General features: G+C 73.6%; 15 protein-coding genes and 1 pseudogene. 6 read left to right on the top strand and 10 right to left on the bottom strand.

Features of this window, described 5'->3' with window-relative positions; all coding sequences use genetic code 11:
• Positions 1-39: 39 nt before the first annotated feature.
• Positions 40-2757, bottom strand: coding sequence for a cation-translocating P-type ATPase (locus tag ACN267_RS13235; RefSeq protein WP_421488805.1), 2718 nt, complete (start codon positions 2755-2757; stop codon positions 40-42).
• Between the two features lie 202 nt (positions 2758-2959).
• Between ACN267_RS13235 and ACN267_RS13230 the strand changes: the two genes are divergently transcribed.
• Positions 2960-3430, top strand: a complete 471-nt coding sequence (locus tag ACN267_RS13230) for a cyclic nucleotide-binding domain-containing protein (protein ID WP_281898801.1) — start codon at positions 2960-2962, stop codon at positions 3428-3430.
• Here the strand turns inward: ACN267_RS13230 and ACN267_RS13225 are convergent.
• Together ACN267_RS13225 and ACN267_RS13220 are read right to left on the bottom strand one after the other, a co-directional pair.
• Positions 3429-3722 (bottom strand): annotated as a pseudogene (locus tag ACN267_RS13225) (hypothetical protein); the annotation flags it as partial. The gene ACN267_RS13230 and the pseudogene ACN267_RS13225 overlap by 2 nt on opposite strands.
• 8 nt (positions 3723-3730) lie before the next feature.
• Positions 3731-3907, bottom strand: coding sequence for a hypothetical protein (locus ACN267_RS13220; protein ID WP_204927549.1), 177 nt, complete (start codon positions 3905-3907; stop codon positions 3731-3733).
• Positions 3908-4135: 228 nt separating this feature from the next.
• On the opposite strand from ACN267_RS13220, the gene ACN267_RS13215 reads away from it, so the two are divergent.
• Positions 4136-4357 (top strand): helix-turn-helix transcriptional regulator, encoded by a 222-nt coding sequence (locus tag ACN267_RS13215; RefSeq protein WP_204927708.1) that lies wholly within the window; start codon positions 4136-4138, stop codon positions 4355-4357.
• Positions 4358-4385: 28 nt separating this feature from the next.
• On the opposite strand, the gene pflA is transcribed toward ACN267_RS13215, so the two are convergent.
• From pflA to ACN267_RS13200, 3 genes are all read right to left on the bottom strand, one after another.
• The gene (gene pflA, locus ACN267_RS13210) at positions 4386-5171 is read right to left on the bottom strand and encodes a pyruvate formate-lyase-activating protein (protein WP_421488804.1); all 786 of its coding nucleotides are present in this window, start codon (positions 5169-5171) and stop codon (positions 4386-4388) included.
• Positions 5168-7411, bottom strand: coding sequence for a formate C-acetyltransferase (gene pflB / locus ACN267_RS13205; RefSeq protein ID WP_421488803.1), 2244 nt, complete (start codon positions 7409-7411; stop codon positions 5168-5170). Before pflB ends, pflA begins: the two co-directional genes overlap by 4 nt.
• 143 nt (positions 7412-7554) lie before the next feature.
• On the bottom strand, positions 7555-8007 hold the full coding sequence (locus tag ACN267_RS13200; protein ID WP_421488802.1) for a hypothetical protein: 453 nt from the start codon (positions 8005-8007) through the stop codon (positions 7555-7557).
• 135 nt (positions 8008-8142) lie between these two features.
• On the opposite strand from ACN267_RS13200, the gene ACN267_RS13195 reads away from it, so the two are divergent.
• From ACN267_RS13195 to ACN267_RS13185, 3 genes are all read left to right on the top strand, one after another.
• The gene (locus ACN267_RS13195; RefSeq protein ID WP_421488801.1) at positions 8143-8646 is read left to right on the top strand and encodes a GNAT family N-acetyltransferase; all 504 of its coding nucleotides are present in this window, start codon (positions 8143-8145) and stop codon (positions 8644-8646) included.
• Positions 8647-8655: 9 nt separating this feature from the next.
• The gene (locus tag ACN267_RS13190) at positions 8656-9294 is read left to right on the top strand and encodes a hypothetical protein (RefSeq protein WP_204961433.1); all 639 of its coding nucleotides are present in this window, start codon (positions 8656-8658) and stop codon (positions 9292-9294) included.
• Between the two features lie 209 nt (positions 9295-9503).
• Positions 9504-10826: a hemolysin family protein gene (locus tag ACN267_RS13185; RefSeq protein WP_204961434.1), complete on the top strand. Its 1323-nt coding sequence runs from the start codon at positions 9504-9506 to the stop codon at positions 10824-10826.
• A gap of 12 nt (positions 10827-10838) precedes the next feature.
• On the opposite strand, the gene ACN267_RS13180 is transcribed toward ACN267_RS13185, so the two are convergent.
• From ACN267_RS13180 to ACN267_RS13165, 4 genes are all read right to left on the bottom strand, one after another.
• A complete protein-coding gene (locus ACN267_RS13180) occupies positions 10839-11156 on the bottom strand; it encodes a PRC-barrel domain containing protein (protein ID WP_204961435.1) in 318 nt (105 codons plus the stop codon).
• Positions 11143-11520: a hypothetical protein gene (locus tag ACN267_RS13175; protein WP_204961436.1), complete on the bottom strand. Its 378-nt coding sequence runs from the start codon at positions 11518-11520 to the stop codon at positions 11143-11145. Before ACN267_RS13175 ends, ACN267_RS13180 begins: the two co-directional genes overlap by 14 nt.
• Positions 11517-12743 (bottom strand): NRAMP family divalent metal transporter, encoded by a 1227-nt coding sequence (locus ACN267_RS13170; protein ID WP_204961437.1) that lies wholly within the window; start codon positions 12741-12743, stop codon positions 11517-11519. Before ACN267_RS13170 ends, ACN267_RS13175 begins: the two co-directional genes overlap by 4 nt.
• 143 nt (positions 12744-12886) lie before the next feature.
• Positions 12887-13261, bottom strand: coding sequence for a PaaI family thioesterase (locus tag ACN267_RS13165; RefSeq protein ID WP_204961470.1), 375 nt, complete (start codon positions 13259-13261; stop codon positions 12887-12889).
• Positions 13262-13377: 116 nt separating this feature from the next.
• Here ACN267_RS13165 and tyrS point away from each other — a divergent pair, with 116 nt between their 5' ends.
• Complete coding sequence (tyrS, locus tag ACN267_RS13160) at positions 13378-14664, top strand: tyrosine--tRNA ligase (RefSeq protein WP_204961471.1); 1287 nt, start codon at positions 13378-13380, stop codon at positions 14662-14664.
• Positions 14665-15540: the final 876 nt, after the last annotated feature.

Below are 15540 nucleotides of genomic sequence, written 5' to 3'. Positions count from 1 at the left end.
TTCGTCCGTCTCCAGCCTGGTCGGGTCCGGCCCGTCGGGTCAGGGGCGTCCGGCCCCGTCGGTGGGTCCTTGGTCCCGCACCGGACGTTCCCGGCCCGGCCCGTCGACCGCGGGGTCGGTGACCGCGACCCGGGTAGGATCGGTGACGGCGACCGTCGGGACGTCGGTCACCGCGTCGGTGCCGGCGTCGGTGACAGCCCCGGCCGGGGTGCCGGCGGCGGGGTGGCGGCGGGCCAACCGCAGCACCAGACCGGGCAGGGCGCTGACCGCCAGGCAGGCCAGCAGGACGGTGGGGCCGAGGGGTTCGGTGCCGAGCAGCATCCGCAGCGGTGGCAGTAGCACCCCGCCGACCTGGAGCAGCGCCGATCCGGCCACGGCGACGAGCAGCCCCGGGTTGGCCCGCCCCGCCCCGGCCGCCCGGGGTGCCCGGACGGCGAGCGCCACCCCGAGTTGGGCCAGGCCCAGCACCACGAACACCACCGACTGCCAGGGCAGCCCGGCGTGGGCGGCGGTCGTCCCGGCGGCCAGCACCACCGACGCGATCAGCGCCCCGGTGACCAGCACGTCGCGGCCCAGCCTGGCCCCGAGCACCGACTCGCGGGGCGAGCGGGGTGCCCGGCGCAGGGTGCCCGGCTCGGCGGGTTCCGCGCCGAGCGCCACCCCCGGCAGCCCGTGGGTGAGCAGGTTGATCCAGAGGATCTGCGCCGGCAGCAGCGGTACGGGCAGCCCGAACAGCGGACCCAGCAGCATCACCACGATCTCGGCCACCCCGCCGGAGAGGGCGTAGCGCAGGAACCGGCGGATGTTGTCGTAGATCCGCCGGCCCTCGCCGATCGCGACGGTGACGGTGGCCAGGTCGTCGTCGACCAGCACCAGGTCGGCGGCCTGCCGGGCGACCTCGGTGCCGCCGCCCATCGCCACCCCGATGTCGGCGCGACGCAGCGCCGGAGCGTCGTTGACCCCGTCCCCGGTCATCGCCACCACGTGCCCCCGGGCCTGGAGGCCGGCGATGATGTCCAGCTTCTGTTCCGGCTGGGTGCGGGCGAACACCCGCGCGTGCGGCCCGGCCTGCGTGGCGTCGTCGGTGTCGCCCCGCACCACCGGGTCGCCGGGCTGCCAGAGGCCGAGCCGGCCACCGATCGCGGCGGCGGTCGCCGGATGGTCGCCGGTGACCAGCAGCAGCCGTACCCCGGCGGTGTCGAGACCGGCGGCGATCCCGGCGGCACCGGCCCGCAGCGGGTCACCGACGGCGACCAGCCCCACCGGGCGCAACCCGACCGGTGCGGCCAGGTCGGGCGTCGTGTCGACCAGCGCGGACGCCACCGCGAGCACCCGCAGCCCCTCGGCGGCCAGCTCGCGGGCGGCGGTGGCCAGCGTGTCGATCTCCTCGGCGGTGGCGTCCAGCAGGGGCGTGGTCAGCACGTTCTCCGGTGCCCCCTTGCAGACCACGAGGCGCTGGCCGTCGCAGGCCCGGTGCACGGTGAGCATCCGGCGGGTGGCCTGCGCGAACGGGTGCTCGGCCACCCGGGGCCAGGCGCTGCGGGTGGCCGTCGGTTCCAGCCCGCACCGGCCGGCGAAGGCGACCAGGGCGGCCTCCAGCGGGTCACCGACCGCGCCCCAGTCGGGCCGGTCGTCCTGCGGCGGCGACAGCGTCGCGTCGTTGCAGAGCAGCCCGGCGCGGGCCAGCCGGCGCAGGTCCTCCGGCACGGCCACCGGTACGCCGTCGCGGCCCACCCGCCCGTGCGGGGCGTAGCCGACGCCGTCGACGTCGTACCGGGTGCCGTCGGGGGTGACCGCGGTCCGTACCGCCATCCGGCCCTCGGTGAGGGTGCCGGTCTTGTCGGAGGCGATCACCGTGACCGAGCCGAGGGTTTCCACCGCGTGCAGCCGGCGTGGGATGGCCCGGGCCCCGGCCATCCGGCGTGCGCCCAGCGCCAACGCCAGGGTCACCACCGCCGGCAGCGATTCCGGTACGGCGGCCACCACCAGGCTCACCGCCGTCACCGCCATCTCCACCACCGGTCGGCCGCCGGCGACGCCGATGGCGAAGACCAGCCCGGACAGGGCCACCACGACCACCGCGAGGACCCGGCCGAGCACCGCCAGCCGGCGCTGCAACGGGGTCGGGGCCGGCCGGGTGCCGGCGACCAGCGCGCTGATCCTGCCCAGCGCGGAGGCTGCGCCGGTGCGGATCACGGTGCCGGCGGCCCGGCCGGTGGTCACCACCGTGCCGGCCTGCGCCTCCTCGCCGTCGTGGTGTTGCACCGGCACCGACTCGCCGGTCAGCGCCGACTCGTCGACCTGGAACCGGTTGGCCTCGACCAGCCGCAGGTCCGCCGGGACGACGTCACCGGCCTCCACCCGGACCAGGTCGTCGCGGACCAGGTCGGCGGCCGGCAGCACCACGTCCCGGCCGTCGCGTACCACCCGGGCGGTGGGGGCGGAGAGCTGGTCGAGGGCGGCGATGGCCCGGTCGGCGCGCACCTCCTGCACCACCCCGATGACGGTGTTCACCGCCACCACCAGCACGATCACCGCTGTGTCCGGCCAGTCGCCGAGCAGGGTGGTGATCACCGCGGCGGCCAGCAGCAGTGCGACGAGCGGATCGGTGAGCTGGCGCAGCACCCGGCCGACGAGCCACCGTCGGGCCGGCGCGGCGACGGTGTTCGGGCCGTCCGCGCGCAGCCGCGCCGCCGCCTCGGCGGTGGACAGGCCGGTGGTCACCGGCTCCGCGTCGCGGGTGTCGTCCGTCAGCACCGACCCTGCACCGGATGTCGCCACCGGTGGCCTCCCCGTCTCGTCGCGGCGCGTCCCGGGCACGCCGTCCCGGTCCAGGGTCGCGCCCTGCCGGCCGGGCGGGCAGAGGCGATCCGCCGCAGGTCACGGGACCAACGGCCCTGCCGCTCGGCCGCCGACGGGTGTGCCATGGAGGCGACGACCACCGGCGAAGGGCACCCCGATGACCCCTCTGGAGATGCTCACCGAGCACCCGTTCCTCGCCGGGCTGCCGGCGCAGTGGCTGCCCCGGCTGACCGGGTACGCCCGGCCGGTGGTCTGGCACCCCGGTCACCGCCTGTTCCGCGCCGGTCAGCCGGCGGAACGGTTCTGGCTGGTCCGGGGCGGTGAGGTGGCGCTGGACTTCCCGGTCCCCGCACGCGGGGACGTGGGCATCGAGTCGATCGGGGCCGGTGGGGTGCTGGGTTGGTCGTGGCTGTTCCCGCCGTACCGCTGGCAGTTCGGTGCGGTGGCCGTCCGGCGGACGCCGACCGTGGAGTTCACCGCCGAGGGGGTACGCCGGTTGATGGAGTCCGACGACGCTCTGGGCCGGCAGCTCACCACCCGGTTCATGAGCGTGGTGGTGGACCGGCTCCAGGCGTCCCGGGTCCGGCTGCTCGACCTGTACGGCTACCCGACCTCGGCGGCGAGCTGACCCGGACGGGCGGCGACACCCGCGCCCGGGTCGACACGCCCGTCGGCGTCGGCCCGGACCGCTGCGTCGGGGTCGGGGCGGTGTGCGCGGTGACGACGAGTCCGGCCGGCTGCACGAAGACCGTCCGGCGGGCCACCGCGTCGCCCCGGTCGTCGAGCCGGTAGCCGTCGAGCCAGACCCAGCCGTCGTACGTCGGCCAGTCGAGCACCCGGATCACCCGGAACCGGACCGGCCTGAGGAACTGGACGCTGGCCGCCCGGGTCAGCAGGAGCAGGTCACCCGCCCTCGGCAGGGGTGCGTTCACCGCCGACCGAACACGCTGCGGTACCTGCGCCACGCCCTGATCCGGGTGCGGGCGGCCTCCGCCGCCGGGCAGAAGCCGGTGCCGGTGCAGCGTTCGCACCGCCGGTCGCGGTGCTGGTCCAGGCAGCGCCAGGCCAACTCGATCAGGTACGGCACCGCGCGGTGTCGACACATTGCGCCTCCCGGGGGTGGGGTCGTCGCGGCACCCCGCCCCGCCGAGCCCAGCTCCACCAGGGCGGAGGCACCGCGTCACCGATTCCACACCCTCGGTCACCCCGTGTCAACGTTGACACGCCTACCTGAGCGCGATGCAGTTAACGTGCCATCTGAGACACGATTGCGCTAGCGTGCCAACATGATCGTGTCAACCTCGGCACGCGCGCACCGGTCTACCTTGCGGGCATGACTGATGAGGTGCCGGGGCCACTCGTCGCCGCAGGCGAAATCCTGAAGATGCTGAATGTCAGCCGGTCGCGCTTCCGCGCCATCGCGCTGCATCCGAACTTCCCGCGCCCGTTCCAGACGCTGTCGGTCGGCTCGGTGTGGCTGCGGTCCGACGTCGAGGCGTACATCCGGGACCACCGCCGCCCCAGGCCGTCGGCAGACGACGACGAGCAGGGCTGATCAGCCCTGCCCGTCCGGTGGCCGGGCGTCAGGTGACGGTCAGGCCGCGTTCGGCAAACTGGGCCCGGACCCGGGCCACCAGTTCCGGGGTGGGAGGTTCCGTCTGCGCGAGGGGGAAGGTGAGCCCCAGCTCGGCGTACTTGTGCGCGCCGAGGCGGTGGAACGGCAGCACCTCGACCCGCTGCACGGTGGAAAGCCCGGCGGCGAAGTCGGCGACGCCCGCCACGTTCTCCTCGGCGTCGGTGAGGCCGGGGACCAGCACGAACCGTACCCAGATCGGGGTGCCCCGGTCGGCGAGCCGGCGGCCGAAACGCAACGTCGGGGTGACCGACCCGGTGCGGGTGACCCGGCGGTAGGTCGCCGGGTCCCACGACTTGATGTCCAGCAGCACCAGGTCGGTGGCGTCGAGCAGGGCGTCGTCGGCGCGGACGCCGAGGAAGCCGGAGGTGTCCAGCGCGGTGTGCAGGCCCAGGTCGTGGCAGCGGCGCAGCACCTCGCCGGTGAACCGGGGCTGCATCAGCGGCTCGCCGCCGCTGATCGTCACCCCGCCGCCGGCCACCGCGATGAACCGCCGGTACGGCTCGATCTCCGCCATCAGCTCGTCCACCGTCTGATGCCGGCCGCTGCGCCGGTACCAGGTGTCGGGGCTGTGGCAGTACCGGCAGCGCAGCGGGCAGCCGGCGAGGAAGGCCACGAACCGGGTGCCCGGCCCGTCCACCCCGACCGAGACGTCCCACGAGTGCACCGCCCCGGTCGGCACGCCGTCGCCCCGCCGGGTGGCGGTGGCGACGGCGTCGCGCGGCCGGACGTTCACAGCGACCCGTGGAAGGTCCGCGACACCACGTCCTCCTGCTGTTCCCGGGTGAGCCGGACGAAGTTCACCGCGTACCCGGACACCCGGACGGTCAACTGCGGGTAGCGCTCCGGGTGCGCCATCGCGTCGACCAGGGTGGCCCGGTCCAGCACGTTGACGTTGAGGTGGAACCCGCCGGCATCGGTGTAGCCGTCCAGCACCCCGGCCAGGTTGTCGATCCGCTCGTCGCGGGTGTGACCCAACCCGTCCGGGGTCACCGTCGAGGTCAGCGAGATGCCGTCGCGGGCGGCGTCGTACGGCAGCTTCGCCACCGACAGCGCGGCGGCCACCAGCCCGTGGGTGTCCCGGCCGTTCATCGGGTTCGCGCCCGGGGCGAACGGCTCACCGGCCCGCCGGCCGTCCGGGGTGTTGCCGGTGTGCCTGCCGTACACCACGTTGGAGGTGATGGTCAGCACCGACATGGTCAGCTCCGCGTCGCGGTAGGTGCGCTGCCGGCGCAGCTTCGCCGCGAACGTCTCGGTCAGCCACACCGCGATCGCGTCGGCCCGCTCGTCGTTGTTGCCGTACGTCGGCGGTTCCCCCTCGACCACGTAGTCGATCGCCAGCCCGGTGTCGTCGCGCAGCACCTTCACCCGGCCGTAGCGGATCGCCGCGAGGCTGTCCACCGCCACCGACAGCCCGGCGATGCCGGTGGCCATGAACCGGCGTACCGGGTGGTCGTGCAGGGCCATCTCCAGCCGCTCGTAGGCGTACCGGTCGTGCTGGTGGTGGATCACGTTCAGCGCGTCCACGTACGTCTCGGCCAGCCAGTCCAGGGTGCGCTCGTAGGCGGCCAGCACCTCGGCGTAGTCGAGGGTCTCCCCGCCGACCGGGGCGGTGGCCGGGGCGACCTGCTCACCGGTGATCTCGTCGCGCCCGCCGTTGATCGCGTACAGCAGGGCCTTGGCGAGGTTGGCGCGGGCGCCGAAGAACTGCATGTCCCGGCCCACCCGCATCGCCGACACGCAGCAGGCGATCGCGGTGTCGTCGTCGTACGCGGGCCGGATCAGGTCGTCGTTCTCGTACTGGATGGCGCTGGTGTCCAGCGACACCTGGGCGCAGAACCGCTTGAAGCCGACCGGCAGCCGGGGCGACCAGAGCACGGTCAGGTTCGGCTCCGGCGCGGGACCGAGGTTGTAGAGGGTCTGGAGATAGCGGAAGCTGGTCCGGGTGACCAGCGGCCGGCCGTCGGCACCCATCCCGCCGAGGGCCTCGGTGACCCAGGTCGGGTCGCCCGAGAAGAGCTGGTCGTACTCGGGGGTACGCAGGAACCTGACGATCCGCAGCTTGATCACGAAGTCGTCGACCAGCTCCTGCGCGTCCATCTCGGTCAGCCGCCCCTCGGCGAGGTCCCGCCGCAGGTAGACGTCGACGAACCCGGCGGTACGTCCCAGCGACATCGCCGCGCCGTTCTGCTCCTTGGTGGCGGCCAGGTAGGCGAAGTAGAGCCACTGGATCGCCTCCCGGCCGGTGGTGGCCGGGCCGGCGATGTCGTAGCCGTAGCTTGCGGCCATCTGCGCCAGCTCGCCGAGGGCCCGGATCTGCTCGGCCAGCTCTTCCCGGTCCCGGATCACCTCGTCGGTCGACGACCGGTCGTCAAGCGCCGCCTTCAGCGCCTTGCGCTCGGCGACCAGCCGGTCCACCCCGTACAGCGCCACCCGCCGGTAGTCGCCGATGATCCGCCCCCGCCCGTACGCGTCGGGCAGTCCGGTGATGATGTGCGAGCGGCGCGCGGCGAGCACGTCGGCCGGGTACGCGTCGAACACCGCGTCGTTGTGCGTCCTGCGGTACGTGGTGAAGATCCGGAGCACCTGCGGGTCGGCGGGGTAGCCGTACGCCTTCAGCGCGGTCTCCACCATCCGCAGCCCACCGTTGGGCATGATGGCCCGGCGCAGCGGCGCGTCGGTCTGCAACCCGACGATCAGCTCCCGCTCCCGGTCGATGTACCCGGGGGCGTGCGCGGTGATGGTGGACGGGGTGGCGGCGTCGATGTCGTACACGCCACGGCGGCGTTCCTCGACGAACATCGACTTCAGCGTGCCCCAGACCTCCAGGGTGCGGCAGGTGGGCCCGGTGAGGAACGACGCGTCCCCGGTGTAGGGCTCGTGGTTGTCCCGGACGAAGGCGGCCACGTCGACGGTGTCGCGCCAGGCGTCGCCGGTGAAGCCGCGCCACGGGTCGAGATGTGCGGTGCCGGTCATGATCGGTCCTTCCGCGCTGGTCGGGTCCGGCGGCCTGGGTCGCCGGGGTGTTGCGCCTGCACCATCAGCCTCGCCGGGCCGGCCCGTGGCGGGCAGAGGCGCAGGACCACAGCCGCCCGGGACCAAAGACCCCCACCGGCAGGTCAGCGCTGCACGACGAGCCGCTGGGCGTGCAGCAGCCGCGCCCACCACGGCCGGGGCGTCGCCGGGCGCAGTGCGGGCACCCGCGCGCCGCGCAGGCTGACCCAGCCGCCGGGCCCCATGGTCACCGTGCCGATCGCCGGTGGCCGACGTCGCGCCACCACCGCCACCCCGGCGGTGAGCAGGGCGACGGCGGCGGCACCGGCCGCGGCGGCGAGCACCCGGTCCGGGTCGGGCAGCGCCCGGTAGCGGACCCGTCCGTCGGTGAGCACGAACGCCCCGACGGCCCGCCCGTCGCGGGTGACCGGCACCAGGGCGGCGGCCGGCGTGCCGGGCAGGGTCAGCACCGGCCCCACCGGCCCGGCGGCCGTCGTCCCGGTCGCCTGCACCGGGGTACGGGGTCCCGGCGGCGGCCCCAGCGGGGCGGGTCCGGTCGGGTTGAGGATCGCGGTCATGGGGTGCCTCCTGTCGCCGGCCGGAGTTGTCCCCTCCTTGGTAGCAACGGGAGCGGGCCCGCCGGCAGGGCCGGACGGTACGCCGAGCGGGCCACAGGTCCCGAGGTTGTCGGTGCCGGTGCGTATCCTCCGGCGATGACCGACGAGCTGTCCCTGCGGCCCGTGTGCGACGACGACCTGCCGCATTTCTTCGCCCACGAGCAGGACCCGGAGGCGGCGTGGATGGCGGCGTTCGGCCCGGCCGACCCGACCGACCGGGCGGCCTTCGACGCGCACTGGGCCCGCATCCGCGCCGACCCGACCGTGGTCAACCGCACCGTGGTCGTCGACGGCGCGGTGGTCGGGCACGTGGCGGCCTTTCCGGTGGGCGAACACACCGAGGTCAGTTACTGGATCGACCCGCGCCGGTGGGGGCGCGGACACGCCACCGCCGCGCTGACCGCCCTGCTGCGGGAGCTGCCGCACCGGCCGGTGCGGGCCCGCGCCGCGAAGGACAACCGGGCCTCCCTGGCGGTGCTGCGCAAGTGCGGCTTCGTCGTCGTCGGCGAGGACTCGGGGTTCGCGCCCGGCCGGGGCGTCGAGGTCGAGGAGTGGCTGCTGGAGCTGCCCGCCGTCCCCGCTGACCAGGGCGGGCACTAGTCTCGCGGAGTGAACTGGCTCGAACTCGTCGGCTGGGCCGGCTCCGCGCTGCTGGTCTGGTCGCTGTTGCAGACGCGCATCCTGCGGCTGCGCGCCCTCAACCTGGTCGGCTGCCTGATCCTGATCGGCTACAACGCCGCCGTGCAGGTCTGGCCGATGGTCGGCCTCAACGTGGTGCTCGCCGTGATCAACGTGTGGTACCTGCGCACGATGCTGGCCACCCGGCACGACGACCGCGCCTACCAGGTGGTCGAGGTGGGCGTCGGCGACCAGTTCCTGGCCCACACGCTGCGGGTGCACGCCGCCGACATCGCCCGGTTCAACCCCGACTTCCGCCCACCCCCGGCCGACGCCGACCGGTCGGCCTTCCTCGTGGTACGCGACGACGAGGTGGTCGGGGTGGTGCTGTCGCACGCCGAAGCGGACGGCATCGCCCAGATCGACCTGGACTACGTCACCCGCCGCTTCCGCGACTTCACCCCCGGCGAGTTCGTCTACCGCCGCAGCAGCCTGTTCACCGACCGGGGGTTCCGCCGGGTGGTCAGCCCACCGGGCATGGTCGCCCCCTACTACCACCGGCTCGGCTTCCGCCCCGAGGGCGACGCGTACGTCCTCGACCTGACGCCCGCCGCCGCCGGACGCGGCTGACCGCCCGGTGCCGTCAGGGCACGGCTGACCGCCCGCCGCCCGTACGGGCCGGCGAGCCGGCCGGACCCGCCGCCGGTCACCGGTCGGGGCCACCGGGAGGATTCGCGGACCGCGCGGTTGGGCACAGACTGGGCTACGCCGGGCGGGTCCTCCGTCCGGCGGCGTCGGCGGTGTCGCCGTCGCCCACCGCCTGAGGGAGAGTGCCGGGCGTGCAGAGCTACTGGAGCCAGTTGGCCCTGGTCGGAGTCCTGGTCGTGCTCAACGCGATCTTCGCGGGCAGCGAGATGGCGCTGGTGTCGCTGCGGGACAGCCAGGTGCAGCGGCTGGAACGCACCAGCCGGGCCGGTCGGGTGCTCGCCCGGCTCGCCAAGGACCCGAACCGCTTCCTCGCCACCATCCAGATCGGCATCACCCTGGCCGGGTTCCTCGCCTCGGCCGCCGCCGCGGTCTCCCTGGCCAGGCCGCTGGTGCCGCTGCTCGGGTTCCTCGGCGGGGCCGCCGAGACGGTGGCCATCGTGCTGGTCACCCTGGTGCTGACGTTCGTCACCCTGGTCTTCGGCGAGCTGGCCCCGAAGCGGATCGCGATGCAGCGCGCCGAACGGTGGGCGCTGCTGGTGGCCCGCCCGCTGGACATCCTGTCCAGCTTCACCCGCCCGGCGGTGTGGCTGCTCGGCGCGACCAGCGACCTGGTGGTCCGCCTCGCCGGGGTCGACCCGAAACACCAGCCCGACGAGATTGGCCCCGACGAGCTGCGCGACATCGTCGCCGGCAACCACGGCTTCACCAAGGAACAACGGACGATCATCGCCGGTGCGGTGGAGATCGCCGACCGGCAGCTGCGCGCGGTGCTCGTACCCCGGTTGCAGGTGTTCACGCTCGACAGCGGCACCACCGCGGAGGCCGCCCGGCTGCTGCTGGCCGCCACCGGCCACTCCCGGGCCCCGGTGGTCCGCCACGGCGGCCTCGACGACGCGGTCGGCGTGATCCACCTGCGGGACCTGGTGGGGGTGCCGGACGACCGGCCGGTCGACGACTGCGCCCGCCCGCCGATGCTGCTGCCCGACTCGCTGCCGGTGGTCGACGCGCTGCGCCAGTTCAAGGCCGAACGGCAGCACATCGCCCTGGTCGTCGACGAACGGGGCGCGGTCGACGGCATCGTCACCCTGGAGGACATCCTGGAGGAGATCGTCGGGGAGATCTACGACGAGACGGACCGGGACGTCCGCGCGGTACGCACCGAGGACGACGGTTCGCTGGTGCTGCCCGGCACCTTCCCCGTGCACGACCTGACCGACATCGGCGTCGAGGTGCCCAACCGGCCCGCCGGTGACTACACCACCGTCGCCGGGATGGTGCTGTCCTGCCTCGGGCACATCCCCACCGTCGCCGGGGAGCAGGTCACCATCGACGACTGGGAGATCACCGTCACCGACGTCGACCAGCGCGCCATCACCCAGATCCGGCTGCACCACGCCCCGACCGCGACCCCCGCCGAGGAACCGGAACCCGTGCCCGACGAGGCCCACGCCTGACCCGCCCCGGGGTCAGTCCGGGGGCATCGGGTCACCGAACGGGAAACCCGGCACCGGCGGACGCAACTGCACCTGGTCGGCGGGGACCTGCCGGGTGTCCCGGCTCAACGCCCGCGCGGTCACCCGGATCATCCACGGCCCCGACGGATGCCGCTGCGCCCCGATCAACCGGCCCCACACCCGGCTCCACCAGTGACCGGTCACCAGCACGTCGGTCAGCCGCAGCCGGCCGTCCGGGAAGTCCCCCCGCACCACCACGTCCACCACCCGCCCCAGCCGCCGGCCGTGCAGGTCGTACGCGGTGCGCCCGAGCAACTCACCCGCTCGCACGGCCGGCCCCCGGAATCCGGTCGATCAGGTGCCGCCGCAGCCATGTCTCCACCGGCGGGCGGGGCAACTCGTCGGCGCGGGCCCGCAGCCGGACCGCGCTGTCGATCCGGGTCACCTGACCGAACGGGATGCGCAGCGGGGCAGCCGCCTCCTCGGTGAACCGGTCGGCGAGCGCCACCAGCAGCCGCCCGACCCGGCCACCGATCCGCCGCCCCAGCGCGCCCTGCCCGGTCAGCAGGTACGCCACGTACGGCACGCCCCGCTCGTCGACGGCGAACTCGACGTCGTCGACCTTGCCCAGCAGCAGCCCGTCGGCGTCGACGATCTGCCGGTCGAGCACCTGCCGGCCGAGCTGGACCCTCACCGCCCCATCCCCGTCCCGACCGCCAGCGGAACCGCCGCCACCGACGCCGCCACGATCACCAGCAGGAACACCGCACCGAGCAGGTTCAGCCACGGCCCGTTCACGTCGTCACCCAGGTACGTCCGGTCGTTGGCGACGACCAGGATCGGCAGGTACGTCAACGGCAGCACCACCGCGCTGGCGACCAGCATGTACTCGGTCAACCGGATCGGGTCGACGGTGGTGCACAGCAGTAGCGTCGCGGCCAGCACACTGGCCAGCAGCACGCTGTGGAACCGGGCGGCCTCCCGGGGGCTGACCCGCTTGCCCCACTGCCAGCCGAAGTACTGTGCCGCCGCGTACGCCGCCGACAGCCCGGTCTCCAACGCGGCCCCGAACGTCACCGCGAAGAACGCCAGCGCGGCGACCGCCAGCCCGACCCCGCCGAACGCCAGCACCACCGGCTCGGCGACCTGGTCGAGCGTCGACAGCGACACCCCGGCCGGGTGGAACACCACGGCGGCCGTGGCGACCAGCGACAACGCCAGCAGGCCGCCGACCGGGAAACCGATCAGCACGCTCGACCGCGCGTCGGCCAGGTCGGCGGCGCCCCAGTTCTCCTCCACCCCGCCGGAGGAGAAGAAGAACACCTCGTACGGGCTGACCGTGGAGGCGAACAGCGCCACCGCCACGAACCAGTACGCCCCCGCGCCCTGCCCGGCCGGGTTCGGGTGCAGGGCGTCGTGGCCGAGCGCCGCCCAGTCGGTCGGCAGCCAGAACAGCGCCACGGCGAAGACCAGCAGGGTCAGCCCGGCCAGCCCGAACACCCGCTCCATGAGCTGGAACCGCATCCGCCACAGCACCAGCCAGACCGCGAACGCCGCGACCGGCACCCACAGCAGGTAACTCACCCGGGAGGCCAGTTGCAGGGCCAGCGCCACCCCGCCCAGCTCGGCGGCCAGGGTCAACACCGTGACCAGGTAGGACGCCGCCAGGTTGAGCAGCGCCACCCGGGGACCCAACCGCTCCCGGACCAGGTCGAACACCGCCCGTCCGCTGACCGCCGCGATCCGGCCGGCCATTTCCGCGTACGCGCAGATGCCGACCACGCCGAGCAGCAGCACCCAGGCGTGGGCCATGCCGAAGCGGGCCCCCGCCTGGCTCGCCGCCACCAGGTCGCCGATGTCGACGAAGCCGCCGATGGCCGAGAGCACCCCGAGCGTGGCGGCGAGGAGCTTCCTCACGGGGGGACGGGATCGGCGGCGGTCATCGAGGCGACGATATCGGCGCAACAACCTCCGCACCGGGCAAACCGGTCAGGCGGGACGTGCCGCCGCGCGCCGTCAGTCCCGGGTCGGGCGGCCGTCAGTCCCGGGTCGGGCGGCCGTCAGTCCCGGCTGAGGTTCTGCAACCGCACCTGACCGCGGGACACCAACCGCCCCTCGGCGTCGGTGATCTCCACCTGCCAGAGTTGCTGGCTGCGCCCCCGGTGCACCGGAGTGCCGACGGCCACCAGCTCGCCCTCGCGGACAGCGCGCAGGAAGTCCGTCTGGTTGGAGACCCCGACCACGCTGCCCCGCTCGCCCAGCCAGAGTGTGCCGCCCACACTGCCCACCGTCTCCACCACCGCGCAGTAGACCCCGCCATGCAGGATGCCGGCCGGCTGGTGCAGCTCGGGCCGCACCTTCCAGCGGATGACCACCCGGTCCCCGCTGGCCTCGTCGAAACTCAGCCCCAGCAGACCGACCAGGCCGTCCGTCATCTCCGGGATCTCCACGGCTGTTCCTCCTCGTCGCACCGGCCCGACCAGCCTAGCCGCGCCGCCCGGCGGCAAACCCGGTACGGCCCCGGGTCGGCAATGGGGGAGAATCGGTGACCGTGACCGACAGCAACCTCCCGCACGGGCGGGACTCCCTGACCGACGACCTGCGGTGGCGCGGCCTGATCCAGGACTCCACCGGCCCCGACGAGCTGCGCGACCTGCTCGACGGCGGGGCGGCCACCTTCTACGTGGGCTTCGACCCGACCGCGCCCAGCCTGCACGTCGGCCACCTGATGCAGGTCACCACCGCCCGCCGGCTCCAACTCGCCGGGCACCGCCCGCTGCTGCTGGTGGGCGGCGCCACCGGCCAGATCGGCGACCCGAAGGAGAGCGCCGAGCGCACCCTCAACCCGCCCGAGGTGGTGGCCGGCTGGGTGCAGCGCATCCGCGACCAGCTCGCACCGTTCGTGTCGTACACCGGGCAGAACGCGGCGCAACTGGTCAACAACCTGGAGTGGACCGGCGAGATGTCGGTGGTCGAGTTCCTCCGCGACGTCGGCAAGCACTTCCCGGTCAACAAGATGCTGGCCCGCGAAGTGGTCCGGGCCCGGCTGGAGACCGGCATCAGCTTCACCGAGTTCAGCTACCAGCTGCTCCAGGCCAACGACTTCTTCGAGCTGCACCGCCGGCACGGCTGCCAGCTCCAGTACGGCGGCTCCGACCAGTGGGGCAACATCACCGCCGGCGTCGACTACGTGCGTCGTCGGGGGGCCGGCCCGGTCCAGGCCTTCACCACCCCGCTGGTCACCCGGTCCGACGGCACCAAGTTCGGCAAGACCGAGGGCGGCGCGGTCTGGCTCGACCCCGAGATGACCAGTCCGTACGCCTTCTACCAGTTCTGGGTCAACGCCGACGACCGGGACGTCACCCGCTACCTGCGCTACTTCAGCTTCCGCTCCCGCGAGGAACTGGAGGCCCTGGAGAAGGAGACGGTGGAACGGCCGGCGGCCCGCAGCGCCCAACGTGCCCTCGCCGAGGAACTCACCACCCTGGTCCACGGCGCGGAGGAGACCCGGCAGGCCGTCGCCGCCAGCCAGGCGCTCTTCGGCCGGGGTTCGCTCGACGAGTTGGCCCCGGAGACGCTGCGGGCCGCGCTGACCGAGGCCGGCCTGGTCCAGCTCGCCGGCGAACTCCCCGACGTGGCCGGGCTGCTGCGCGACTCGGGGCTGGTCGGCGGGCTCAAGGAGGCCCGCCGGGTGATCACCGAGGGCGGCGCGTACGTCAACAACCAGCGGGTCACCGACGTCGACGCCACCGTCGACCAGGCGGACCTGTTGCACGGCCGCTACCTGGTGCTACGCCGGGGGAAGCGCTCCTTCGCGGGGGTCGAGCTGCGCCCCTGACCCGGTCGGCCCCGGCGTGTGGAGGGCTTTTCACGTCGGTCCGGGCGCTGTTGCCGACCATCCCGGGCGGGGCCGTCCACCGAGGACCATCTCTGGGCGGATGACCCTCGCCCGGGGAGACGGTCGGCGTCGGACCGCTGTGCCGACCGGCGTCGGCCGGCGGCGCGACCCCGTCCCCGCTGTTCTCGGCCGGTCCCGTCCGTCTCCCGGTGGATGGCCCGGCGAGGGCGGCCTCCGACGGATGGCCCCGCTCGAAGGGTGGTCCCGCACGTCGGGCGGGCCGGTGTGCGGCAGTGTGACGTGCGACGCGTCCGTCGGATTTGACGATCATCTCGGCGGACGCGTAACTTTCTCTCTGCCAGCGCGGAACGGACGAACCGGGGCGAATGCCTCGAAGGCCGGAGCGCGGCGTGTGGAACCGGCTTCGCGGGGTTGTCCTTCGCGGAGTACGGACCGGGCGGTGCCCGGATCGGCCTGGGGGTCGATTTGGTGAGGCGAAACCGACCGGGTAGTGTGTGACGTCGGCAGGGAACCGGGCGAGCGTGTGGGAGACCGCACCGGCCGGCCTGGCGCAAATCATGAGGGCTTCCGGTGTGAGCCGGGTGTGTTCGTGGTGTGTGGGAAATGTGGTGGAAGTGGTGCGGATCGCTACAGAGCGGTTTGACACGGCGGATACCATCGGGTAACGTAGTAAAAGTGCCCAGCGCGGGAGTGCGGGGTGCGTCGAACGAGATACCCCGGTCGGGTCACCGTTAGTGCGGTGGTTTGGGTTGGTGTGTGGTTGTTCTTTGAGAACTCAACAGGGTGCTTGTAAAGCCAGTGCCAATTGTTTTATACCCCGGGTCGGCTGAATCTTCGGGTTTGGTTGGCTGGGAT

It is taken from the genome of Micromonospora sp. WMMD734 (assembly GCF_049178975.1).
Taxonomy (GTDB): Bacteria; Actinomycetota; Actinomycetes; order Mycobacteriales; family Micromonosporaceae; genus Micromonospora; species Micromonospora wenchangensis.
This window is presented reverse-complemented; position numbering and strand designations above follow the sequence as displayed.